At 56.2% G+C, this 24308-nt stretch carries 20 protein-coding genes and 2 pseudogenes; 7 read left to right on the forward strand and 15 right to left on the reverse strand.

Annotated features, from left to right (window positions below; all coding sequences use genetic code 11):
* Positions 1–284: 284 nt before the first annotated feature.
* The 9 genes from RPG13_RS34405 to RPG13_RS34445 form a co-directional block, all read right to left on the reverse strand.
* Positions 285–836: a GNAT family N-acetyltransferase gene (locus RPG13_RS34405; RefSeq protein WP_337127242.1), complete on the reverse strand. Its 552-nt coding sequence runs from the start codon at positions 834–836 to the stop codon at positions 285–287.
* A complete protein-coding gene (locus RPG13_RS34410; protein WP_337127243.1) occupies positions 836–1570 on the reverse strand; it encodes an SDR family NAD(P)-dependent oxidoreductase in 735 nt (244 codons plus the stop codon). Before RPG13_RS34410 ends, RPG13_RS34405 begins: the two co-directional genes overlap by 1 nt.
* Positions 1563–2585 (reverse strand): histone deacetylase family protein, encoded by a 1023-nt coding sequence (locus tag RPG13_RS34415; protein ID WP_337127244.1) that lies wholly within the window; start codon positions 2583–2585, stop codon positions 1563–1565. The genes RPG13_RS34410 and RPG13_RS34415 overlap by 8 nt, the downstream gene beginning before the upstream one ends.
* A 19-nt stretch (positions 2586–2604) precedes the next feature.
* Positions 2605–4152 carry a UxaA family hydrolase gene (locus RPG13_RS34420; RefSeq protein WP_337127245.1) on the reverse strand — a complete coding sequence of 516 codons (1548 nt, stop codon included), beginning with the start codon at positions 4150–4152 and terminating at the stop codon, positions 2605–2607.
* Between the two features lie 2 nt (positions 4153–4154).
* Positions 4155–5417 carry a CaiB/BaiF CoA transferase family protein gene (locus RPG13_RS34425; protein ID WP_337127119.1) on the reverse strand — a complete coding sequence of 421 codons (1263 nt, stop codon included), beginning with the start codon at positions 5415–5417 and terminating at the stop codon, positions 4155–4157.
* Positions 5418–5437: 20 nt separating this feature from the next.
* A complete protein-coding gene (locus RPG13_RS34430) occupies positions 5438–6349 on the reverse strand; it encodes a dihydrodipicolinate synthase family protein (protein WP_337127120.1) in 912 nt (303 codons plus the stop codon).
* A 163-nt stretch (positions 6350–6512) separates the two neighbouring features.
* Positions 6513–7358 carry a fumarylacetoacetate hydrolase family protein gene (locus tag RPG13_RS34435; RefSeq protein ID WP_337127121.1) on the reverse strand — a complete coding sequence of 282 codons (846 nt, stop codon included), beginning with the start codon at positions 7356–7358 and terminating at the stop codon, positions 6513–6515.
* A 16-nt stretch (positions 7359–7374) separates the two neighbouring features.
* Entirely contained in the window at positions 7375–8052 is a 678-nt protein-coding gene (locus RPG13_RS34440) for a hypothetical protein (protein ID WP_337127122.1), read from the reverse strand.
* A 23-nt stretch (positions 8053–8075) separates the two neighbouring features.
* On the reverse strand, positions 8076–8843 hold the full coding sequence (locus tag RPG13_RS34445; protein ID WP_337127123.1) for a 2-keto-4-pentenoate hydratase: 768 nt from the start codon (positions 8841–8843) through the stop codon (positions 8076–8078).
* 145 nt (positions 8844–8988) lie between these two features.
* Between RPG13_RS34445 and RPG13_RS34450 the strand changes: the two genes are divergently transcribed.
* A complete protein-coding gene (locus RPG13_RS34450) occupies positions 8989–10050 on the forward strand; it encodes an ABC transporter ATP-binding protein (protein ID WP_337127124.1) in 1062 nt (353 codons plus the stop codon).
* 170 nt (positions 10051–10220) lie between these two features.
* Entirely contained in the window at positions 10221–11837 is a 1617-nt protein-coding gene (locus RPG13_RS34455; RefSeq protein ID WP_337127125.1) for a phytoene desaturase family protein, read from the forward strand.
* A 199-nt stretch (positions 11838–12036) separates the two neighbouring features.
* Here the strand turns inward: RPG13_RS34455 and RPG13_RS34460 are convergent.
* The 4 genes and pseudogenes from RPG13_RS34460 to RPG13_RS34475 form a co-directional block, all read right to left on the reverse strand.
* Positions 12037–12485: pseudogene (locus tag RPG13_RS34460) on the reverse strand (aldehyde dehydrogenase family protein); the annotation flags it as partial.
* A gap of 79 nt (positions 12486–12564) precedes the next feature.
* Positions 12565–13401 carry a carbohydrate ABC transporter permease gene (locus RPG13_RS34465; RefSeq protein WP_337127126.1) on the reverse strand — a complete coding sequence of 279 codons (837 nt, stop codon included), beginning with the start codon at positions 13399–13401 and terminating at the stop codon, positions 12565–12567.
* A gap of 4 nt (positions 13402–13405) precedes the next feature.
* Positions 13406–14167, reverse strand: a complete 762-nt coding sequence (locus RPG13_RS34470) for a carbohydrate ABC transporter permease (RefSeq protein ID WP_337127127.1) — start codon at positions 14165–14167, stop codon at positions 13406–13408.
* Between the two features lie 239 nt (positions 14168–14406).
* Positions 14407–15654 (reverse strand): ABC transporter substrate-binding protein, encoded by a 1248-nt coding sequence (locus RPG13_RS34475; protein ID WP_337127128.1) that lies wholly within the window; start codon positions 15652–15654, stop codon positions 14407–14409.
* Positions 15655–15756: 102 nt separating this feature from the next.
* Here RPG13_RS34475 and RPG13_RS34480 point away from each other — a divergent pair.
* Positions 15757–16253 (forward strand): annotated as a pseudogene (locus RPG13_RS34480) (IS110 family transposase); the annotation flags it as partial.
* 166 nt (positions 16254–16419) lie between these two features.
* Entirely contained in the window at positions 16420–16671 is a 252-nt protein-coding gene (locus RPG13_RS34485; protein ID WP_337127249.1) for a hypothetical protein, read from the forward strand.
* A 101-nt stretch (positions 16672–16772) separates the two neighbouring features.
* Here the strand turns inward: RPG13_RS34485 and RPG13_RS34490 are convergent, their stop codons facing one another.
* Both RPG13_RS34490 and RPG13_RS34495 read right to left on the reverse strand, forming a co-directional pair.
* Positions 16773–17585, reverse strand: a complete 813-nt coding sequence (locus tag RPG13_RS34490) for a 3-deoxy-manno-octulosonate cytidylyltransferase (protein WP_337127129.1) — start codon at positions 17583–17585, stop codon at positions 16773–16775.
* Positions 17586–17645: 60 nt separating this feature from the next.
* A complete protein-coding gene (locus tag RPG13_RS34495) occupies positions 17646–18803 on the reverse strand; it encodes an acyl-CoA dehydrogenase family protein (protein WP_337127130.1) in 1158 nt (385 codons plus the stop codon).
* A 151-nt stretch (positions 18804–18954) separates the two neighbouring features.
* On the opposite strand from RPG13_RS34495, the gene RPG13_RS34500 reads away from it, so the two are divergent.
* The 3 genes from RPG13_RS34500 (at position 18955) to RPG13_RS34515 (ending at position 23305) form a co-directional block, all read left to right on the forward strand.
* A complete protein-coding gene (locus tag RPG13_RS34500) occupies positions 18955–19746 on the forward strand; it encodes an IclR family transcriptional regulator (RefSeq protein ID WP_337127131.1) in 792 nt (263 codons plus the stop codon).
* Between the two features lie 1217 nt (positions 19747–20963).
* Positions 20964–22283: an aspartate aminotransferase family protein gene (locus tag RPG13_RS34510; protein ID WP_337127132.1), complete on the forward strand. Its 1320-nt coding sequence runs from the start codon at positions 20964–20966 to the stop codon at positions 22281–22283.
* Between the two features lie 17 nt (positions 22284–22300).
* Positions 22301–23305 (forward strand): alcohol dehydrogenase catalytic domain-containing protein, encoded by a 1005-nt coding sequence (locus RPG13_RS34515; RefSeq protein ID WP_337127133.1) that lies wholly within the window; start codon positions 22301–22303, stop codon positions 23303–23305.
* Positions 23306–24308: the final 1003 nt, after the last annotated feature.

A 24308-nucleotide genomic window follows, 5' to 3' on the forward strand; every position in this document is an offset into this window, starting at 1 on the left:
AGGTTAAAACATCCAGAGTGGAACGCGCCGAACGAAGGGGAGGAGACATCCGGCGCAACGCATTACATGGGTCCGTATAGGTGACGTTTCAACGACACAATGGTGGACCACGTCGCCGCTCCCATAGAGCCAAGGATGCAACCGGCGGTACGATCCGGGCGCATGAGGAAGTTCGACGGTTTCGCTCTCGACGTGCATAACTATTTCCGGATCGAGCTGGAGCGGTATAGTAGCTGATGACACCCGCTTCCGATTTCCGCAGAACGACGCAATAGTGAGATGTGCTAAAGTTTTCGCTGCCAATCTAGAAAGGTAATCCTGTAAAGGACTTGGCGTCGCAATGGATCATCAACTGCCTTAAGTGGATGGTCGAAGTCGTCCTTTGGATCATGGGACATGCCAATGCGTTCCATAACCCGTCGTGATTCGACATTGTCCACTGCGGCATTCGAAACGATTTGATCCAGCTTTAAATTTTGGAATCCGAACGCAAGAGCGGCAACGGCGGCTTCGGTTGCATATCCACGCCCCCAGCAATTAGGATGCAGCCTCCACGCGATTTCAACCGCTGGCGTGAAATGCGCTACATAAGGAACGTTAATGAGGCCGCAGAAACCCATAAACCCGGCAGCATCCAAGGCTTCGAGCGCCCAGAGGCCATATCCGTATCTTTTGAAATGATGACGTTGGGCATTGATCCAAGCGTTAATCGCGATCCGATCCGCGAGTCTTGCGATGTACCTTATAACTCTAGAATCGTCATTCATCTGAGCAAATGGCTCGACGTCTTCGTCCCTCCATTCCCGCATCAGAAGGCGTTGTGTCCGCAGCTCCATCAGTAGCTCGCCCTTCCGCCGGAGATATCGAAAACCGCCCCTGTTGAGAAGCTGCACTCGTCCGAGACCAGCCACGCAACCATAGATGCAACTTCGTCGGGCCGGCAAAGCCGGTTCATAGGTATTAAATTACGCAGAACTCGCAGTTCTTCTTCTGTCGCGGTATTCGATAGACCGCCTTCAATGACTGTGGGCGTGATGCAGTTCACGGTGACGCCAGTTGTTGCAAGCTCCCGACCCATTGTCTTGGTCAGCGCAATGACCCCAGCTTTCGAGGCGTTGTAGGCGCTGGTTTTAATAGGCGCTTCCTTGCCACGAAGCGATGCGATGTTGATGATCCTACCGCCACCAGCAGCAATCATGCGCGGGACAACTGCCTGGCTGCAAAGAAACACGCCCGTGAGGTTGATATCAATGACCTTGCGCCAAGTGGCGACGTCCAAGGCAATCGCCTCGAGAAATGGCCCCTGAATGCCCGCGTTGTTCACCAGGATGTCCAGCCCGCCGAAGACGTCGAAGGTCCGGTCGGCCGCGTCCTTGACTAATTGAGCGTTCGTCACGTCAACGATGAGGGACAAATCTGCCCATGGCGCCTTAGCTTGGTCCCACACTGCAACCCTGGCACCGTCTCGTTTCAGGCGCTCGGCGATCGCCTTACCCAATACGCCTTGTCCGCCGGTCACCACCGCCGATTTGCCTAAAAACGGAAGGTTGCGTCCATCGGAGTTATTCATCTATAGCTCCGAGAAATGCCACAAGGTTGTCCCCAAGCTCGGGGCAAGGGTATCCACCCTCCTGCAGGATGGCGATCGGGTTGACGAACGCCCTAATAGTCTCAGCAGCCTGGCGAAATCCGTCGGTGGTGACGTCAAACACACTGAGGGGATCGCCTCGGTAGGCATCGAGGCCGAGCGAAACCAGCAGGACATCCGGTCCGAAATCCCCTATCATTCGCATGCCTACCGCAATTGCATCGACGAAGGCCGCATTATCGCTGCCATGCTTCAGCGGAAGATTGAGATTGAGACCTTCTCCGGCACCCGAACCAATTTCGTCTGCATAGCCGCTGAAGAACACCGGGAATCCGTCGGGATCGGCATGGACCGATACGGTCAGAACGTCAGGGCGGTCATAAAAGATCTGCTGGGTGCCGTTCCCATGGTGAATATCGATGTCCAGAATTGCGACACGTTCCGCGCCTGATATCCGCAGGGACTCGGCCAGCACTGCCACATTGTTGAGGTAGCAAAAACCCCAAGCCATTTCCGTACAGGCGTGATGCCCGGGAGGGCGGCAAAGTCCATATGCGCGGCGTTCGCCGCGCGCAACCAAATCACCGACGTTGAGGGCAATGTCGACACTGGATCGAGCCGCCGCCCAGGTTCCGCGGCCGACGGGGCAGGCCGTGTCGGCTTGGTGGAATCCGGCGCGTGCCACAATATGGCTCGCGTAATGCGACGCAAAACGGTTGGGGTGCGTGTTGGGTACGATTTCCGGGCCGGCGTGGGGCAGCGCCAGCCATTCATTGATGCCATTTTCCAGAAAATCGAGATAGCGCGCCGTGTGCACGCGCGTCAGTATTGACGCGTCCGTTTGATTTGCCTCCAGCATCTCGTAACCGGCGGCTGTTGCCGCCGAGAGCAACAGGTCGACGCGCTCGGGACGCTCAGGGCTTTCGACCAGCCGGCCGCGATGAATGAATGTCTGCGGATTATGGCTGCGGTGGCCATCCGAGTAAACGATCTTCATGTCGACGCTTTCTTGTAACCTAGACCGTCGCCCCGAGAACCCATGGCGCAAATTCGTCTGCACCAAAGTCAAACTCTTCGCTTTTGGTGCGTTCGCCCGAGGCGACCCGCAGGATCAAATCGAATATTCGCTTTCCGCATTCTTCAACGGTCTCGCCCCCGCTAAGGATCTCGCCGCAATTGACGTCCATATCGTCTTTCATGCGTTGGTACGTGGCCGTGTTGGATGCCAGTTTGATCGAGGGTGCCGGCTTGCAGCCAAACACACTGCCTCGTCCCGTCGTAAAGCAGATGAGGTTCGCACCACCGGCAACCTGCCCGGTCGCCGATACGGGGTCGTAGCCGGGAGTGTCCATGAACACCAAGCCAGGGCCCTTGACGGTTTCGCCGTATTTCACGACATCGACTAGGTTTGTTGTGCCGCCTTTGGCCATCGCTCCCAGCGACTTCTCGACGATGGTGCTTATTCCGCCAGCCATATTCCCCGGGGAACGATTGTCGTTCATAACGGCACCTTCCCGCTTGAAGTAGGCATCCCACCACTCCATTAGGGCGATCAGCTTTTCGCCCACTTCGCGCGAAACGGCCCGTCGCGTCAGTAGATGCTCGGCGCCATAGGTTTCAGGTGTTTCGGACAGGATCACCGTTCCGCGGTGCCGCACGAGAATATCGCTGGCGGCTCCCAAAGCTGGATTCGCGGTGACTCCCGAAAGGCCATCCGACCCCCCGCACTGCAGCCCGACGATGAGTTCGCTTGCAGGAATTGGTTCCCGGGTAACTTGGTTCGATTCCTTGAGTACATTCCGCACGAACTCAACCGCGGCGGTCACGGTATTTTTGGCTCCGCCCATGGCCTGAATGTCCATGCTGCGCACCCGTCCTGCCAGACGTTGATCCTCGAGTAGACCGCCGATCTGGTTGACCTCGCAGCCCAATCCCAGAACAATGACATGGCTGAAATTTACGTGTCGCGCGTATCCACCGAGCGTACGGCGCAGGACATTCAACGGCTCGCCGCCTGTCATACCGCAACCAGTCTTGTGGGTCAGCGCGACCACACCATCCACATTCGGAAATTCAGCCAACGGGTCGGCGCCGGTAAATGGATTTCTCTTGAACACATCCGCCACTACGTTGGCAACGTGACTGCTACAGTTCACACTGCTGAGAATTCCGACGTAATTTCGTGTTGCAGCGCGGCCGTCGGAGCGACGGATTCCCATGAAGGTCGCCGGAGTATCGGTATAATCAGTCTGGCGAGCCGCCACGCCGAATGCATAGTCCTTTTCGAATTCACCGAGCGCCATGTTCTGAAGATGAACATGGAAGCCAGGCTCAATGTCTTTTGTAGCAAAGCCAATTATCTGACCGTAACGCAGAATCGGTTCGCCGGTCTTGATAGATGCGACAGAGACCTTGTGTCCTGCCGGGATCGCGCTCTTGGCGACTATCGATCCACCCAACGCCGAACCCTGCGTTATCATTCGTCGCGCGATCGCGACATTGTCGCTATCGTGCAGGACCAGCACCGGAGTGACGTCCTGCCGTTGCGTGGTATCGCTCTGCATCGCTATTCCTGACCTACTGGATGGGCAGAGGTGCGAACCGCTCCGCTGGCAATCAACGCTTCAATACGATCTGGGTCGATGCCAGACTCTCGCAGAACCTCGACTGAATGTTCGCCGAGATCGGGGGCAGGACGATCGAAAACAAGCGGGGAACCTGAAAGCTTCAGCGGCTCCAGCGCGACGCGATAGCGGCCGCCGTAGCTGTGCTCAACATCGCGGACTAATTCGCTGGCCACATCGGGATCGGCCAGTGCCTCGCCGATGCTGCGCACCGGTGCCAGCAGGATGCCCGTAGGTGCAAGACGCGAAAGCGCATCATCGCTGGTCAACTGACGCAGCCGGTCTGACAGGATCGCGGCAATCTCGTCGCGCTTCGTCCAAGCACCCTTGCCCTCCAGCAGAGGTACAATCCGGTCGGTCAGATCCAGCGCAGCAGCAATGTCGGGAAGGGCTACGGGGTGTGCCACCAGAGCGATCGCGCCATCGCGGGTCGAATAGATGCCGTAGGGCGCTGGCTGGTGGCTGTGGCTAATGCCATTTCGGCCCCTACCGGCCTGTTGTTGTGCGTTCAACGCATAACTCGACTCCGAAGACAGCAAGTGTAGGGCGCATGACATCATATCCACGCGTACCCATTGGCCACGCCCCGTCTGATCGCGCTGGCGCAAAGCCGCCTGAATGCCAATGACTGCCTGTGAGGCCGTATAGGTATCAACGATGTAGGCACCGGCGGCTACAGGCGGACCATCGGCCGACCCGCCAAGGCTGGCGATGCCCGACAGGGCCTGAATAATCAGATCCTGCCCCGGCTTGTTCCGGCTTGGGCCGGCCGGATCGTAGGCCGCAATCGAGCAATAGATCAGTCGGGGATGCGTCTCTAGAAGGGCAGCACTGCCGAGACCCATTCGCTCCAAGACCCCAGGGCGGAAATTCTCAAGAATGACATCCGCATGGGAAATCATGTCACGGATGATTGTTTGTGCCTCCGGCTTTTTCAGGTCGATGGACAATGAACGCTGGTTGCGGTTTATGCCGAGAAAATAAGGGCTGGGTGCATCGGCGGCCGCGGTCGGTTCCTTGATCCCGCTACGCTGATAATCACCCGCCGGGGCTTCGATCTTGATGACATCTGCGCCAAGGGAACCAAGATATTGCGCCGCAATTGGCCCAGCCGCGTAGTGAGTAAACGCAAGGACGCGAATGCTGCTCAGTGGATGCACGTCGCCGTCCTCCAGGTCATTCGATTTTCTGGGGATGTTCACCATTGATCTCCTCCGCTGGCTCTCTATGCTGCCTTCGAACTGCGGCTTCTCAGGGAGGCGATGGTGTTGTTGATCACAGAAACGACCTCTTCGCGCTCCTCGCCGACCAGCGACAAACGCGGCGCTCGCGTCCATTCGGGCGCCCCGTAGACAAGATGCTCAGCCAGCTTAATATATTGGACCAGCTTTACGCTGGTATCCAAATGAAATGCCGGCGTCATGACTCGATACAAGTCCAGTGCCTCGGCGAACTTTCCAGCTCGGCCCAGTTCAAAGATGCGGACGCATTCTTCAGGCCAGGCGTTCGTCATTCCTGAGACCCAGCCCGTCACCCCCAGGGCGAGGCTTTCCAGTATCAAATCATCAACCCCGCAGAATACAGAAAACCGATTTCCGAATTCGTTGTAGAGATCTGTGACGCGGCGGATGTCGCCGGATTCTTCCTTGATGCAGACGATCCCATCGACGTCTTCAAGGGTGCGCAAGATTGCTGGCGTCACATCGACGCCATAGGCGATCGGATTGTTGTAGATCATGATTGGAAGGTCGCAGCCGGCAGCGAGCGTCCGGTACCATTCTGAGGTCTCGCGGGCGTCAGACTTGTACGCAATGCTGGGGAAGGCCATCAAACCTTCCGCCCCGAAGCTCTGGAACTTGCGCGCCGCATCGACCGCAGCCGCAGTCGACACCTCCGCAAGACCCGAAAGAAGCGGGACGCGCCCGCCGACAACTTCCTTTGCGGATCGAATAATTTTTTCTTTCTCGGACAGCGTCAGAGACGCGTTCTCACCCAACATCGGGAGAACAATGATGCCGGAAACACCACTCTGAATGAGCCGCTCAATGCTGCCCTGCGTCGCGACCAGATCAACATCACCATTTTCCTGCAGTTTCGTCGTGACCGCCGGAAAGACGCCCGCCCAATTAGCTTTCATTTCATGCCCTCGTGTTGTCGCGTTATGGGTTCACAATGCATCGCTAAACGACATTCTTGATGGAACGTTATTCTATTATCAAGGCAAGTCGTTGTCAATTGGCTCGCACTCCGGCAAAGAGCGGTGCGCTGTTCGGTTGCTGGGTATCAGATGCGAAGAAAGCCTATCCGCGAAGGACGACAGTTTGCTTTTGCCCGCCTAGCCCATCAGCGCCCAGCTCAACCACGTCCCCCGGCTTTAGAAATACCGGCGGCTTCATCCCAAGGCCGACACCATGTGGAGTGCCGGTCGTAATAACATCTCCAGGTTCAAGCACCATGAACTGCGAGATGTATGAGACCAAATACCTGAATGGGAAGATCATTTTGGCTGTTGATCCTGACTGCCTGGTTATCCCATTAACCGTGAGCCATAGATTCACGTTTTGAGGGTCGGGGACCTCATCCGGGGTTACAAGCCAAGGTCCAAGGGGGCCAAAGCTCGGCGAAGATTTGCCTTTGATCCACTGTCCTCCCCGGTGTATTTGAAACTGGCGCTCGGAAACGTCGTGGCAAATAAGAAACCCTGCCACAACCGACAACGCATCCTCCTCCGCCAGCTCAAAAGCATGCTCACCAATAACGAGGGCAACTTCCGCCTCCCAGTCCATCATGCGCGACTCTCGAGGCATCAGGACGTCGTCATTCGGTCCAACGATGCATGATGGCGCCTTGGAGAAGATAACCGGCTCATCAGGAATGGGAGTGTCGGTCTCGATTGCGTGATCCGTGTAGTTCAGGCCGACGGCGATAAAGTGGCGAACGTCAGCCACTGGAGGCCCAAGACGAACATTGCCGTCGACAGGGGGCAACGATGAAGGAACCACCGAGCGCAACATCTCTAATCCAGCGCGTGACAGCGTATTGCCACCGATATCTGGAACAACACCGCTAAGGTCTCGGATAGTTCCAGCATCGTCCAGAAAACCCGGACTCTCTGAGCCGGGCGGGCCAAATCGTAACAGTTTCATGACTTTTTCCTTACACTCATCCGGCGGCCATGTCGGTCTTCAAACGGGTGTACTCGAGCAGATATCGGCCGACTTGCGCCTTTCGTACGACAGCATGCTGGAGGACAGCCTGGAGGGGTGCCTCCAAAGCCTCCACGGTGCACGCTTCCAAAAGCAGGAACCAACTGGGCGGCGCGTCATAGTCTGTACGCCCATCGCTTTCGGCAGTGCGTATCCCGGTAGCTTCCTCGTCCGATTTGCACAAATGCGCCCCGGTCATGAGTGGCGACTGTATAATGTGGGACACAAGGGACGAGAGCTCACCAAGCGCCTGCTGGCCATGGGTTGTCACAGGCTGGAAGCGCACCGTGGCAAGGACGCCACCCGGCCCAGGGCCCTCAGACAACAAGACTCGCGCTAGCCCGCGAGACGTATTGAGAAAATGCGACGTTGCGCGCCTTGTCCAAGACGTCGGGGCATTGAGCCGCTTGGCATACTCCTCGCCTGTGATGACATTGAATTGCTCAACTTCGTATAGAGTAAAGAACTCTGGATGGGTTTCCTTATCCACAGCACGATAACGTCGGCCCCTTAGAAACCCGGGAATACCGGTTCTCTCCGGCATGTGCTCGTGGATATGCCACTGATAGAAATCTTGACGTCCCTCCTCGGATATTCCGTTCCAGATGGCCACCACGCCCTTACCGCAAAGCATAACTGTCTCCGCTATTTCCCGAACTACTCGAAGGTCACCGAAACGGATCTAAAACCATCAAACTCGGCTATGATCTCATCACCAGACTTTGCCGTGTGAAAGCCTGTGTAACTTCCTGTCGTGATGACGTCGCCGGCGCTTAGGACAATTCCCCTTTTTCGCAGATCGTTCGCGAACATGGTCAGGAGCCCAATGAGATCTCCGTCGGGGTGGCCGCCCGTACTTTGGTATGCGGTACGTCCGTTGATCCCAAGGCGAGCCCCGAGCGCTCTAAAAGCGACATCTCTCCAGTTCCTGTTTGCGGATCCGACAACCAGCGCGCCGTTCGAAAGCAGGTCCGCGATCATCGCGTTACGAGGTGTGGAGAAGGTTGTGGCCCAACGGCTATCTACGACCTCAATGGCCGAGCAAGCTCCATCAATGGCCTCGATGATATGCTCCTTTTCGAAGCCTTCGCGCCCCGGAATTGGCTCTCTCGCAAACCGGAACGCGATTTCGCATTCGACGCCGCCGAGCCCGTAAATCGCAGGACAAATCGATGCCGGGCTCGGAAAAAGGCGGTCTCTGAGAATAGGTGCAGAGATCAAGTCTCCATCTGGCAATGCCGCCACCTTCCAGCCCGCGACAGGAACCGCCAATGCTCTGACCACCTCACGCTGAATGTTCAAAGCTTGAACGCGGCTCAGTGCTTCCAGCGTCAATGGATCGGCTGGAACGCGCTTGCCGGCTCTGTATGCCGCGACGAGCTTTTGAGCGATCCCTCTCGCGATTTCGCCGGCAATGATTGACATGACATCCTAACTGGAATAGCGTTCCAACAACGATATGGCCTTTTGCGACTGAGGTCAACCGGACTTGTCGGAAAAATGATAATGTGAGCTGGAAGGCCCGCTGCGCGAAACGAAACGCACTTGTGGAAATAAAGGGGAAGTCTCCGTGTCTAGTGTCTCAATAAATCAAGTGACGAAGTCTTACGGAAAGATCTCCGTCATCCACGGACTTGATCTTGAGATAGAAGATGGGGAATTCGTAGTTCTGGTTGGCCCATCCGGATGCGGAAAATCAACTTTGCTTAGAATGATTGCCGGCCTTGAATTGATATCAGGGGGTCACGTGTCGATCGGATCACGAGTGGTAAACGAGCTTCCACCTAAGGAACGCGACATTGCGATGGTGTTTCAGAGTTACGCGCTCTATCCACATAAAACGGTCGCTCAGAACATGGCCTTTGCCCTGAAATTGCAAAGAGTGCCGAAGGCCGAGATCGAAAGCCGCGTCAAGCTAGCCGCCGGAATTCTAGGACTGGACGGTCTGCTGGACCGTTATCCCAGGCAGCTCTCAGGCGGTCAGCGGCAACGCGTTGCAATGGGCAGAGCGATCGTAAGACAGCCTCAGGTCTTTCTCTTCGATGAGCCCCTCTCGAATCTGGATGCCAAGCTTAGAATTTCGATGCGGACCGAAATCAAGGAACTGCATCAGAGGCTCAAGACCACTATGGTCTACGTGACCCATGATCAGATCGAGGCCATGACCATGGCCGACAAGATCGTGGTGATGAACAGCGGACGCATCGAGCAAGTCGGGGCGCCACTGGATCTTTATGACTCGCCCCGGAACCTCTTTGTCGCCCAGTTCATAGGCAGCCCGGCGATGAACCTGCTTGAGGGCAGTCTCATCAAACATAGCGAAGCTGCGATTGTGACCGCAGGCGGTCTTCGGATTCCCGCAATCGCTCCTCCAAATGTGGCCAATGGGACGGGCCTGATTTTCGGAGTGCGTCCCGAGCATGTCCGAATCGACGATGCTGGATTTCCCGCCGCTGTCGTTGTTGTCGAACCGATGGGTGCCGAAACGCAGGTAACTTTCAATGCTCAAGGAACGGAGTTCGCAGGAGTGTTTCGAGAGCGGATCCGAGCGGCGCCAGGCGAAATAATCCGTATTAGCTTTGATCCCGATAGGATCTACCTGTTCGATCAGCAAACTGGTCATCGGCTTTGACGAGCGAGTGTGGAACCGCTTCGGTCACTCTGCTGGCCGCTAGCTGAGGCTTAAGCCTGAGTAGGATTCGATCAAGCGACTTGGCCACGACAGCGTCGCTGTGTGACCAGTCGGAACGATGTACCCCATGTTTTTGACAACCGAAACGTAGCATTTCCAGGGATATAGAAATGGCGGCGAAAACGGATTATGACGTCGTGATCATCGGCGGCGGGCACAACGGCCTGACAACGGCCGGCTACTTGGCCCGTGCCGGCCTGAAGACCTTGGTGGTCGAACGACGCGGCATCGTCGGCGGCGCTGCCGTCACTGAGGAGTTCCATCCCGGCTTTCGCAATTCGGTTTGCTCCTACTCCGTCAGCCTGCTCCATCCCAAGGTCATTCGCGACCTAGAGCTCGGCGCCTACAGCCTGGAAATCATGGAGCGACCCGTCGCCAGTTACATGCTCCTGCCCGACGGCGAATCGATGGTCTTGCCGCGCGAACCCGAAGCGGCTGAGCGTGAGATCAGTCGCTTCTCCCGACAAGATGCCCTGCGCATCCGTGCGTTCGATGAGCAAAGGCAGCGTTTGGCCGATGTGTTGCGCGACAGCCTGCTGGAGACGCCGCCGAATTTCGGCGGCGGATTCGGCGACCTGATGACCCTTTTGACCATGGGTAACCGCTTCCGCAAGCTCTCGCCCGCTATGCAGCGCGAGTTCGTGAACGTGATGACAATGAGTATCGGCGACTATCTCAACGAATGGTTCGAGTGCGATCCCCTCAAGGGCGATTTCGGCTGGGAGGGCATCGTCGGCAACATGGTCAGTCCTTACCATGCGGGGACCACCTACTTCCTGCTTCACCACGGCTTCGGTGAAGTCAATGGTAAGAAGGGCGCCTGGGGCCATGCCCGAGGCGGTATGGGCGCGATCACGCAAGCGATGGCTCGCTCTGCCGAGGCCAAGGGCGCCGAGATCCGCCTGAGTGCGCCCGTGCGTGAGGTGATCGTCGAGAAGGGCGTGGCGCGCGGTGTCGTCTTGGAGGATGGAACGACGATCCGCGCGCGAGCCGTCGCGGCCAATGTCGGTCCCAAGCTGCTCTATCTCAAGATGATAGACCGCTCGGCCATCGACTCGGATTTCATGCGCCAAATCGAGGGCTGGCGTTGCCGTTCCGGCACCTTCCGGATGAACGTAGCCCTGTCGGAGACGCCGCGCTTCAACGGCCTCGATCGGATCGAGAATCCTGCTAAGGCGCTGACCGGCTCCATCCACATCACCCCTTCTCTTGACTACCTCGAACGGGCCTACGACGATGCCAAGCGTGGTGGCTGGTCGAAGGAGCCGGTGATCACGATGGGCATTCCCAGTGTTTACGACGACAGCTTGGCTCCGTCTGGCTGTCACGTGATGAGCCTGTTCTGCCAGCATTTCGACGCCCAGGTCTCTGGCGGTCGGACCTGGGACGACGTGAAGGAGGAAGTGGCCGACCTGATTGTCGCGACAATCAACGGCTACGCCCCCAACTTCAAATCCAGCATCCTTGGCCGCCAAGTGCTGAGCCCACTTGATCTGGAGCGCGAATTCGGCCTGGTCGGCGGTGACATCCACCACGGCGCTCTGCACCTGGACCAGATCTGGTCCATGCGCCCGGTCGGCGGCTACGCGCAGTATCGCGGCCCGCTGGCCAATCTCTATATGTGCGGCGCCGGCACGCATCCCGGCGGTGGCGTGTCCGGCATTCCCGGCCACAACGCCGCGCGGGAGATCATCAAAGATTTCAAGAAGAGCCGCTTAACGGCGTAGCCTGCCCTGGCGCACGGCAAGAAGGAGTGACTTTCTCGTTCACGAAGAGCTTGAGCGACCATTCTCACCCAGGGCCACATCCGATGAAGGTGAGGATTGGTTGAAACATTGTGACCGCCAAGCCGTCGCTTGAGGATTGCGGCAGCTACTGCTATCGATCCATTTCGAAAAAGCCGTCCGGCCTGGCCCTCCGAACTTTCGGAAAGCTTCTCGGCGTCATGATTCCAACGACGCCGACGACTTCGCGCGTGATCTCCACGCCCACTCTGGGGCGCACCCAGGGCACAATCTCGCCCGTGAGGCGCAGGGCGCCGCCAGCGAAAAAGCAGAAGATTTGGGTCCCCCGCACGACCTCGCCGAGCCCTTTGACGAGCGTCTTCCATTCCCACCAGAGCGCTCTGGCGGGATACTCGCTGCGCGGTAATCCCGTCGGGGGTGGTGCGCAGCACGGCATGCGACTCAAGCGAACCGGAGCGCAACCACTTCGGGGAAGCAGCTTTGGGTGGCGGTAATGGCGACCGCAATGTCAGCCGCGCCGGCGCTGGCGTAGGTGCCGACCAAATCGCGTGTGTCCGACGGATTGATGTTCGACACGCCGTCGCCCGCAGTCCGCTCGCCGTCGATCAAATTGCAGTGCAATTGGGTCAAGTCATTATTCACGTGTCTTTGGACGGATCTGCGCCGGCGCCGCTCAGCACTTGAGAGCCCATGTACTCCGAAAGGTACGTCAGCCTTTCACTGCTCCCGCGCTTAGACCTGCTACGAACTGCCTCTGCATCAGAAGAAACAACAGAACCGGAGGCAACGAGAACAAAACTGAAGCCGCCATAACGAGGTTGAGAGGGGTTAAGTATTGGCCGACGAACGAAGAAACACCAAGCGATCCGACCCAGTTTTCCGGCGAAGTAATGATTGTTCTGGCAAGCATATACTCGTCCCACGCATCGAGGAATGCATATATAGTGGTGGCCGCGAGTCCAGGCAGAACCAACGGCCCCGTGATGTGGATCATTATCTGGAACCACGACGCTCCATCGACACGTGCAGCTTGTTCAATTTCTTGCGGAACACCGTCGAGCATCGCCTTCATCATCCAAACGACCACAGGAAGCGTGAAAGCGAAATTTCCGAAAACTAGACCGAGCAACGAGTCTCTGATGCCCAACTGCACAAAAATCTGGAACAGCGGGATGATTAGTACCAGCGTTGGGATCATCTGCGTCGTCAGGATCAGCAAGGAGAAGAATGCCCGTCCACGATATCGGAGGCGCGATAGCGCGAAGGCGGCAGGAATTCCCACAAGCAAGGCCAGGATCGTCGAGCTTAAGGACACGACAAGCGAGTTGCGTAACCACAACGGCAAGTCTGTATCCAGCAGAACTGAAACATAGTTATTGATGTGCAAGCCAGGTGCGAAATTCGGCGGAAAAGCGAATACTTCATCTGTCGTTTTCAGAGACGTGTTCAACATCCAGTATACTGGAAATAGCGCAACTGTGCAGGCCGCCATCATTGACAGCCAAAACAGAGCTCTACTCGCCTTCGTTTTCGATGCGGAGCGCATAGTTTCACTCCTCCGAGCGATAAAGAATAGCCAGGTAAATGGCCGAAAACAGCAGGGAAATGGCTAGAATGATCGTCGCTAGCGCGGCGCCAGTCCCTGGGTGGAAAAAGCGAAACACCTCATGATAAGCTTGAATTACCACGGTTTCAGTTCCTCTCGCCGGACCACCAGCGGTCAAAACGTAAACAATCGTGAATGCCCTACCAAAACTCCAAATTCCGACCAGCAGCATAAGAAAGATGCTGACTGTTTTAAGTCCGGGTAACGTCACGTGAAAAAACTGAGAAACAGGACCTGCACCGTCGACAACTGCTGCCTCGTACTGCTCTTTGGGAATGGACTGGAGGCCCGCCAACAACATCACCATTCCTAGCGGGTAAGCCTTCCACACGGATACTCCAGTAACAGACATAAGTGCGTAGGGATTTCCATTGAGAAAGTCGGGTGCGGTGCCGGCAACTTCTGTAGTGAGGTAACGCAGAACGCCAAACTCATAGTTGAACATCCATGACCAGATTAGAGCTGTCGCAACATACGGGACTGCCCACGGCAAAATCAGCGCACATCGGAAAAACCAACGACCCGCAAAATCCCCGTGAACTAGTAGGGCTCCAGCGAGGCCAAAAATCCACACTAATATCACGTTGCCGGCCGTATATATTGCGGAAATTGCCAGCGCATTATAGAAGTATTTATTGGAGATAACGTCCGAATAATTTCTGAACCCAACAAACGTCGACCCGCCTGGCGAAATGTCGTTTGACACGAACGACGTCTTTATGGCTTCAAATATGGGGTAGAAGTACACGATGGTAAGCGCTATCGCGCAGGGCAAAAGGAACAAAAAAGGGGTCAACTGCTCACGTCGACTCCAACTTAGAGCAAGCCTCCGAGTGCGGCCGCGTGAAAACGCTGTGGCTAGGGGAACTGCCTTGGGCATTGGGCCATCCTTGAGTTAACGCAAACTAGCCGACCGGCCCCACCGAGCCGGTCGGCTATATGGTGTCAGTTCGCCTTCTTATCGGCTACGAACTTCTCAAGTTCAGCTTGCAGATCATTAGCGGTCTGCTGTACATCTTTATTATTGAACAGGATGTCTTCGATCGCCGGACCAATTATATTATAAATCTCAGGACCATACTCCTCCACGCCCTCAGGCGCATAGGATACGGCATGATCTCCCGCCTCAACAAACGCGCTGTACCAGGGATTCTGATCCACGAAACCAGCCGGGATAGAGCCTTTAACAGCGGGAAGCCCTTTGACGGTCTCAATGATGCCCTTCTGCATTTCGGGTTTCAGCATCGTAGCAATGAAGCGCCCGGCGGCGTCCTTGTTTTTCGCCGTCTTCGGTATGCCAAGGAAGACGGTGACCGCGGCGGATTGCTTTCCCGGAAAGGGCGGCGTCGTGGCATCGATATTTTTGTAGGTCTCTTTGTTCTGTTCAGCAGCAAAGCCCACGAGGAAGGGCCCGTTAATAAACGATGCGATCTTTCCGTCGACAAACAACTGCTGGGCTGCTCTACTGTCGACTCTAGGCACAAGTCCGTCGTCATAGACTTCCTTAATAAATCTTAGGGCAGCGATCGTCATCGCGTCGTTTGCTGTTGGCTTACCTGCCTTGAACCAACTTCCGCCAAACCCTAAAACGATTGGCGCGGTCGTAAGATAGGCATCCTGGGAAGGTCCACTTGTGGACAAACTGGAGAACCCAAACTGTTGCTTAGCAGGGATTCGTAGCTTCTTTATCGCAGCAAGGAATTCGTCAAGGTTTGTCGGCATACTCAAGCCGGCATCCCTGAACAGCTTTTTATTCACCAATAGAGCGCGTGGGTTCGTTTGAAATGCCACGCCATATATGTGCCCATCTTTGATCGCAATTTTATGCGAAACGCTGAGCTGATCAAGAGATACGCCAGCCAATTCCAGATACTTATCAAGGGGTTCCAGCAAGCCCTGCTTAACGTATGAGGCCATGTCTGGATCGAATAGAGTAACGATCTCAGACGGGCTGCCGGCCCGCACTTCCGAATACTGTTTGTCGAAAAAGCCCTCATAGGGGATGTTGATTGACTTGATAGTATCGCCAGAGTTTGTCTTCTCAAAGTCCGCCTTGATCTTGTTGAGGATTGCAGCGTTCGCTGATTCTCCCCACTGCCAAGAGGGGAAAGCAACATCAGCGGCGCCCGCCGCACCACAAATGCTAAAGGTAATTGCGCAGCCCATTGCGAGCAAAAGTCTAGTTCCCTTCATTTTCGCTCTCCTTCTCCCCTGGGAACGCTGCCGGCCATTCGACAACTGCATTCCTAACAGAACACTATTCCATTTGCTCCACGCGGTCAATGCCTTTCATTCCTTAGGGCCCACGTCGTCGATCCGGCATCGATTGTAACCTCGCGCCGGTGGCGCCGGGCCAAGACCGACAAGATCGACGGTGAGGCGCTGGTCCGGGCGTTACTGGCCCTACAAGCGAGGCGAGCCACGGGTGTGTGATGCTCCGGGTGCCGACGCCCGAGGAAGAAGACCGTCGCCGCATCTCGCGTGAGCGCAAGGCCCTGACGAACGAGCGCGTGCGACACGTCAATCGCGTCAAAGGCCTACTATTCGCCCAAGGCGTGTCCGGCTACGAGCCGCTGCGCCGCGACCGGCGGAAGAGATTGGAGGCGCTCAAGACCGGCGACGGCCGACCCTTGCCGGCCTATCTGCAGGCGCAGGTCGGCCGGGAACTCGACAGGCTCGAACTGCTGCTCCAGCAGATCAAGGCGGTCGAGACCGAGCGCGAGCGCGATGCCATGTTCGCGGCCACGCAGGTTGTCTCGCCGGCACCGGCGATGCTGCTCGACCTGAAGGGCACCGCCTGCGGCGACAATCGCCGTGCCGACATTTTCCCGACCAGCGCACATCGAAGGCTGGCTCCGTATTCGCTGGCTGTCGATTGGGCGGTTAAAGCGGTCTGGCAGTAAACCGATCGGCTGACGAGCTTCAAATTCTGAGCATAGGACCCGGCCAGCCTTCGATATGCGCGCCAACTTCGAAACCTTTTTCACGCATCACAATTCCGGACTGATCTGCTCGAGGCAATCGCCGCCAACAGGCTTGCACGAGCCGAGCGACAGCAGCCTGCTGTGGGATGCCGTGCGGATCATGCCGGCCAGCGAGAAGTTGGTCAGCCTATTCGAACCGCATGCCGATATCATCGCCAAAGGCAGCCGCGCACCCTTACAAGAATTTCTATTTACGTGTCCGCGAGTAGTTTCGGCAAAAGTGTAAGAACTTCGAACGCCCCTTCCTGAGGCGCTTTGACGAGCTTCGGAGAGCTTGCCGGCAGGATCTTTCAACCAGGATCCCCATCCCCTAGCGGTATCTTGATTTCAATATCGATCCGTCTCCGGTCGGGCCGATTTGCCAGATGGCAGCGCTCGTTCCAGATATGCGACGTCGCCAGGATTGTTGAGCTCCCAGAACTCTTGCCCGTCGTCGTCAACTTCGACAACATGCATGGCATGCCCATTTTCCAAGAACCGCAGTTGCTCGAGCCTTTCAGCGCGTTCAAGCGGACCAACAGGTAAGTGAGGAAAAGCCTTGAGACACCTGACCCGATACCCATAGAGACCGACATGATGATATACGGGCAGGTCGCCGAGCGTCGCCACCGAAGAGCCATGCGGAAGGAGCGCCTTTGAGAAGTAGAGCGCGCGATCTTTTGAATCTAACACACTCGTCGTGGCGCCGATCCGATCACTGCGGATGTCTTCGGCGATGCGAAGGTAGTTTTCGGCGCCACACCTGATGACAGGGGTGACTGCGTCGGCTTCGGGTCGCTCATCCAGAAAGCCAAAAATTTTGACGATGAAAGCCGGCGGCGTCAGTGGAGCGTCGCCCTGAAGGTTGACTACAAGATCGTCGTCATCAAGCCCAAGGATGCTGGCGGCCTCCGCCACCCTCTCGGTCCCGTTGCGACATAAGGCACTGGTGAGCAGCGCCGTGCATCCGTATCCTTCCACTGCCGCTGAAATCCGATCGTCGTCGGTCGCAACATACACTCCGTCGATGTCGCCGACCTTCCGGGCGACATCAATCGTGTGCAGGATAGCGGCTTTGCCATTGAGTGCGACGAGAGGCTTACCCGGAAACCTTGTCGACCCGTAGCGTGCAGGAATGATTATTGCCCGTCTTCTATACAATCGACAATCCGCCTAAACTATTTGAGATCGGACAGAGTATCGTTCTGTCTTCTTTCGATATCATAAGACGCCACCTTCGAATTGCTTTCTGATCTGACGCGCAATGATGATGCGCTGTATCTGATTGGTTCCGTCCCAGATTTGATGGATTTTGGCATCGCGATAGAACCGCTCGATCGGATATTCTTTGGAGTAACCATAGCCCCCGAATATCTGAAGGGCGTTAGAAACATTCCTCACGCACATATCGCCAGCGAAGAGCTTGGCATGCGACGACTCTTTGGTGAAGGGTAGACCAGCATCTCGGCGCCACGCGGCATTCCAGATTAGCAATCGGGCCGCCTCTATTTCGGCGGACATGTCGGCCAACATGAATTGGATAGCCTGATGATCAAATATCAGTTGTCCGAATTGACTCCGCTCGAGAGAATAGGCGAGTGCGCTCTCCATCGCGGCCTGCGCTAGACCTACCGCTTGCGATGCGGCACCCAGTCGTCCTGGGCCATCCAGACCCTGCATGACAATCCGGAAACCCTCGTTTCCACCAAGCTGGTTCGCCGCCGGAATGCGGCACTCATCGAAAAAGACGGGGGAAGTGCCGAAACCGCGAATGCCCATTAGATCGAGCTTCTCGCCAACAGCCAGGCCTGGTGCGTTGCGCGGAACGATATAGGTGCGAATGCCTTTGTGGCGTAGCTCTTTATCCACCGTCGCGACGACGATGAAGTGGTCCGCGTATGCCGCGCCAGAAATGAACATCTTTTGCCCATTTAGGATGACCTCGTCTCCCTCATGGCGCGCGGTTGTGCGGACGGACGCGGCGTCCGAACCCGTATCCGGCTCCGTAAGGGCGAAGGAGCAGAGCTTCTCCCCTCGGATAAGCGGCGGTATGTACTTTTCCTTCTGCTCGTGCGTCCCCAGCGTCGAAATATAGTGGATCATCCCGTCGGTAAGGGTGATTCCATTGGACACCGTAGAGGACGCCCTTGCAATCTCTTCGACGACAATGCACCAGCTAAGCGTATCGCCCCCCTGCCCACCGAGCTCTTCAGGAGAAGTTAAACCAAGGAACCCCAATTCTGCTAAGCGTCGATGTAAATCCCAATCAAACTGAGCCGACGCATCAATTTTCGCAGCACGGGTCGCGACCTCGGTGGTTGCGACACTACGCGCCTGTTCGCGGATTGCCACTTGTTCGGCGGATAGCTCAAGATTCATATATTTCGCTCCGCAATTACCGATAGCTACGCTGGGAAAGAAGGCCGGGAAGGCTTCGAGGCAAAGTTAGGACACCTCGGAATGCGCTTGACCGACGCACGACCGATAGATAGAATGCCGTTCTTACTAGAACGACATCTTGGAGGCTCAAGTGCGGGTTGTCAACTCTCTTGTCGAGCGGTGTTTTGCTGTCGTTGAGCTGCTGGCAAACGAAGCATCAGCGATGCGGCTCGGCGAAATTGCCGAAAAGCTCGACCTACAAAAAAGTGCCGTCCATCGAATGCTCAATGTGTTGTGCGAAATGGGCTGGGTGGAGCAGGAGCCAGTCACGGGCTTCTACAAGCTCACCCTCAGACTTGCCATTCTTGGACAACGCTTCCTAAGCGCCACACACCTAACTGACGTCTGCCAGCCCGTGCTAGAGGAATTGGCCGCCCAGAGCGCGGAGCTTGTTCGCATGGCGGTCGTGCAGGGCGAGACCCTTACTTGGATCGCACAGGTTCAAGGCGCTCGGAACGGTTTGAAATATCAGCCCGAAATGATAGCGCAAGTTCGCTTGGCGACCACAGCCAACGGCAAGGCTTATTTGTCGACGCTAAGCCCGACAGAAGCAATCCGCATCGCGATCAATGACGGCGGCCACGATGGAGGGAAGCGATCTATGGCCTCCGTGGAAGAATTTATGGAGGAACTGAAGCTGACCCAGAGTAGAGGCTGGGCGATTTCCGTCGAGGGGGCTGAGCCTGGTGTCATTGCGATTGCTGCCCCGATTACTTTGGGCGGTGGCCAAACGGTGGGCACGGTCAGCGTCGCAGGTCCCAGTTCGCGATTAACCGCAGAGCGGCACGAAAAAATAGCGTCGTCGGTGTTGGCTACGGCTGGCAAACTCGGAGAGCTCTGGCCATTAAGGCAACAATACAACAACGCGAAGCAATCACCGTAGGCACTGTCCGGAATTGGGAGCTGCGGAACACGCCGTACCGGATAGCATCCTGTACGACCAGGCTAAAGAAGCCGCTCGACCTAATCGAGTCAGGGAGGCCGAGGTCAGAGCGAAGTGCTTGGGCATAGTTGTCGAGAGGAGATGGCCAGTCGAGCCCTTTCGGGGTGGCACGGTCGATGCCGCGCAGGGACTTGAGAAACTCCTGATGACGGTGGCGCTTCAGGCAGCGGCCGAATCCCGGCGATAGCGACATTGAGTGCAAACAAAGCAGTCGCCTTCTCGTCGATCAGGACTTTGTCCGGCGGTCGAGCTAGATGTGGAGCCTTTCCGTGGTGCGGATCGGCTTGCCGCGGATGATGCCTTCGAGGCCCATGGCTAGGCGCCAACAAGATATCGATCTCAGTATACAATTGATCTGACCGCCAGTGCGCGAATTTGCCATGACAAATTCGTGACGAGTATATGAACATGGCTGCTTCCGAGAGATGTTCAACAGAGCCATCTCGAGTGATCCGAATGGCAAACCGTAGTGCTCTCAATCTTTTTATAGGCGGTCCATGTTAACCGCCTGTGAAGCCTCCCCCCGTACTTTTCATCTCCTCCTCGCCTAGCTAAGACTAGACACGCTCGGTGATGCCGCCGCCCCGAGAATTATTCCCGTCGGTGGCGGAAATGAAAACGAGACTTCCGTTTAAGTGCGCGTGGAAGTTCGCGGGTTTGCGTTCGAAATATATTCCAAAATATAATTTGCTCTTGCTTGTCCCTTTCCTAGATAGATCGTGTAGGGCGGTCGACGACGGGGCCACCGCCTGCGAAGTTGCAACCATGTACCGGTAGGAGAAGCCTCCCAGTGACCCGTCTTGTTCAGCATCCTCCAAGACTGGACGCTTTCATCGCTTCCGAGCGAGTCATACTTCGGTCAAGTACCCCGGATGATCTCTGGTGTTATACGCCTTCGATTCTTGTGGCGGCTACAGGTCGGACTTTAGTGTCGTTTGACCTGAGAGAGCCAGGTGTCGCTCCCCTCAGCATCTCACAACCCGCAGCAACAACGCCCCGTAAATTTCCTTTCTGCCACGTGCTCCTCTTCTTAGCGGGAGAGGTAATATATATTATGTGCGATGCCGGCAGCCTTTTCGCTTGGCTTACTAAAACCTCATTACCTTGCACCCCTGTGGAACTTCGGCATTTCATTTACTAATCATTGGGAGGCAAAAGTGAACAGTTCGTACACTCGGTCCGAAGCTCTCCTCAAGAGAGCGTGTGCTGTCGTCCCAGGAGGTGTTTCGAGCGGAAATCGAGCGAATTGGACTCCATTTCCCCTCTACTACGATCGAGGTGATGGTGCCCGCGTATGGGATGTCGACGGTAACGAATGCATTGATTACGTTTTAGGCAGGGGACCACTGATCCTTGGTCACGGAGAACCTGAAGTCGTAGATGCGGTATACCGTCAACTTAAAATGGGCCAGTTTTATGCCGGCCAGACAGAGGCAGAGATAGAACTTGCAGAGTTAATTTGCTCGCTTGTGCGCAATGCTGAAATGGTCAGATTCTGCAATTCTGGATCAGAGGCGATACATGCGTGCATTCGACTAGCTCGATCGACAACTGGTCGAGAGAAAGTCATCCGATTTACAGGTCATTATCATGGATGGTATGATGGCATTGCATGGGGATTTTCGGGCGTGAACGCCAGCCCTGACGGTCCATCTCTGCCTGTGCCGATGTCTCTCGGCCAACCCTCTTCTGATGCCTCGAACATAGTGGCTGTTGAGTGGAATGATCCGGAAGCAGTCACAAGAGCTTTTGAGAATTGTCGTGGAGAAATCGCGGCGGTCATTACCGAGCCAATCATGTTTAATGGTTTTTGGAGCAATATCCAACCGCTCAGAAGTTTTCTCGGATTTCTTCGAGAACAATGCGACGCGAACGGCACGCTGTTGATTTTCGACGAGGTCCAAACCGGCTTTCGCATTTCGTTGGGGGGAGCTGTCGAGCATTTTGGTGTCGCCGCAGATCTTAGCGCGTTTGCAAAGGCACTGAGCGGAGGCGTCTGTCTCGCTGCTTTTGCTGGCCGTAAGGAGGTTATGAGGCGCCTCGTTGAAACCAATACCGTGCATACCGGAACCTATAATGCCTACCCGCCGGCCGTCGTGGGAGCGCTGAAGCATCTGACCCTCTTAGCGGCAAGTTCCGGCGCAAAGCTCAAGCATGTACATCATCATGCAGCGTTGCTCGAACGAGGCCTTAGAGATCTAGTCAAGCAAACTCAGTTACCTTTTCTCGTTCGAGCGAGCCCGGGCGCAGTCACGACAGCCTTCAGAGCCGCGCCGACGCCGGTCACCAACTTTCGTTCGGCTGCTGAGGGCCTGGATTTTAGACTTCAGCGCGCATGGCACCTCGCATTGCAGAATCGAGGAGTCCGGATCACGCCTGAAGGCCTGTGGTACGTTTCCGCAGCGCACTCCGCCAACGACATAGAAATCACCATCGATGCTGCGCGGGATGCGCTTTACAACATATCGTCACAATAACACAAGGAAGATGCCCTATGCTGGCAGGATCCAACAGTGTTGCTCGCCTTATTTCTCCCCGCCGCTTGATCCTGACGTGCGATGCACTGAGCGAGGATCTTCCTCGGGATTTCATACGAATCAGGATCGAATTTTGTGGGGTCTGCGGAACAGATAGATCGTTCTATCTGGGCCACCGCGATGAAGGCTACCCAATCAGTCTCGGCCACGAGCACTGCGGCACTATTGTCGCCGTCGGTGACCAAGTCACTTCCTGCCAAGTTGGAGATTTTGTGGCGATCGATCCAAATTTTCGATGTGGTTCTTGTCACTATTGCAGGGTAGGCGCCGGTCATTTGTGTGAAAAGGCGACGGTTAACTGGTATTCGAATCGCGGCTATGCTAACTTCATCGATATAAAAGCCTCGTACGCACTTAAACTGCCGGAATACAGGTCCCGTCATCTGGGGGCATTGGTCGAGCCATTATCAGTTGCGATTAACGCAACGGAGATCTCTAAATGTACTCTGGCTGATGAGGCGTCTCTTGTACTTGGCGTTGGCGGAATGGGAACGTTACTGATCTTCAATCTCCTTGAGGCACAGGATGGGGAAATATGGATCTATGACAATGAACCTCACAAGATGGCCGGTTTAAAAGCCCTTTATCCGAGCCGGATTAAAATATTGGAGGACGCCGATGACCGTGTGTTCAGCGTAGTTTTTGAGGCAACTGGCAGTTCGGACGGCTTTGTCCACGGGTGCGCTCGGTTAGCGAAGCTCGGCAGGCTTATTGTCGTGAGTAGGTATCATTCGGATGAGCCTGCCGTCCCCGATAGGCTCCCGTGGAAACAGCCTAATATTTACTTCGTCCACCTGAATGGAAATGGTGAGTCCTTCCCTAAAGCAGCTGCTTTGATGAAAAGGAGCTGGGGGCGGGATCACGACCACCTTCTCAGCTTCCACTCCCTCAGCGATATTGATAAGGTGTTCTCGGAATATGGATCTCTTCCTGCAAATAAGAAGATAATCACAATGGAGTGAGAGTTGTCGAGCACGTTGCCTGAGCGGATCGCTTGTCGGCTTCTGCTGGCCGTGAAGGGGACGAGGAAGCGGGTCGCTCTGATGACCACCTGTTGCGGCGTCACGCGCCGCGAAGGCGGTGCCGCATCTGATATCCGGCGATGACGCAGAACTGGCGGCGCAACTGGCAGCACGTTGTGCCGTTCTTCGTCTTCCCTTCACTGTCGTTTCGTCTCGCTTGCTTCCGTCTTGGCATGGCCCCTCTCAACGTCATCGTGAGAGGCCAGACTGCCAGAACGGCGCAGCCGAGAACCGACCGCCAAATCCGCTCCCGAAACTGTCCGGGATTTAGCGGAATCGCTGGAATGCGAATTACTGAAATCAAAGGTGTCCGGGAATTACCGAAACACGCACCTCACACACGATCGCCAGCTTCTGCTCGACCGTCCAGGAGCGGTGCGTCCGCTGTCGGCCCGCACCCGTCAGCAGCGGCAGGCCCGCGGACGTGCTCGCATCAACCGTCGAGGGCTGCTCCATAGCCAGATACTTCATTCGCCAAGCGTCCACTTAATCTAAGCGGACACTACCGCCTCAAGGTACGCGTCAGTAGGCGGCCTTCGTCGTATGCATACTTAACTTACTGTCTGGATGCGGGTGGTCGAGATGAAGGCTCAGATCCGCTTGCACCTGCCGACATCATGCCCCGACCCCCGACCAGCGCATCCTGCGCATCGTCCTCGATCGCATCCCGCGGCTCGTGACATAGCCGACAGGGCGCCGACGCCCCCAAAAACGAACCCGCCGACCGCAACCCGCAAACCCCCGCCTTCCATCACGACGGCTCACCGCCGGCGCCCGAAGAGGGTTGGTAAAAAGCACGGCAACGGCGACCAGATCGCCGCTTCAGGCCGCCGAAAACTCATCGCTATGCATCAAGGCGGCTAGGAATCACCCTTTGTCTCTGCGGACCGCTCATCATAGGCTCCTTCACTGGAGACTCTGCATCGCACGTCAAATCAGGCGA

This window comes from Mesorhizobium sp. ISC15 (assembly GCF_037162615.1).
GTDB lineage: Bacteria > Pseudomonadota > Alphaproteobacteria > Rhizobiales > Rhizobiaceae > Mesorhizobium > Mesorhizobium mediterraneum.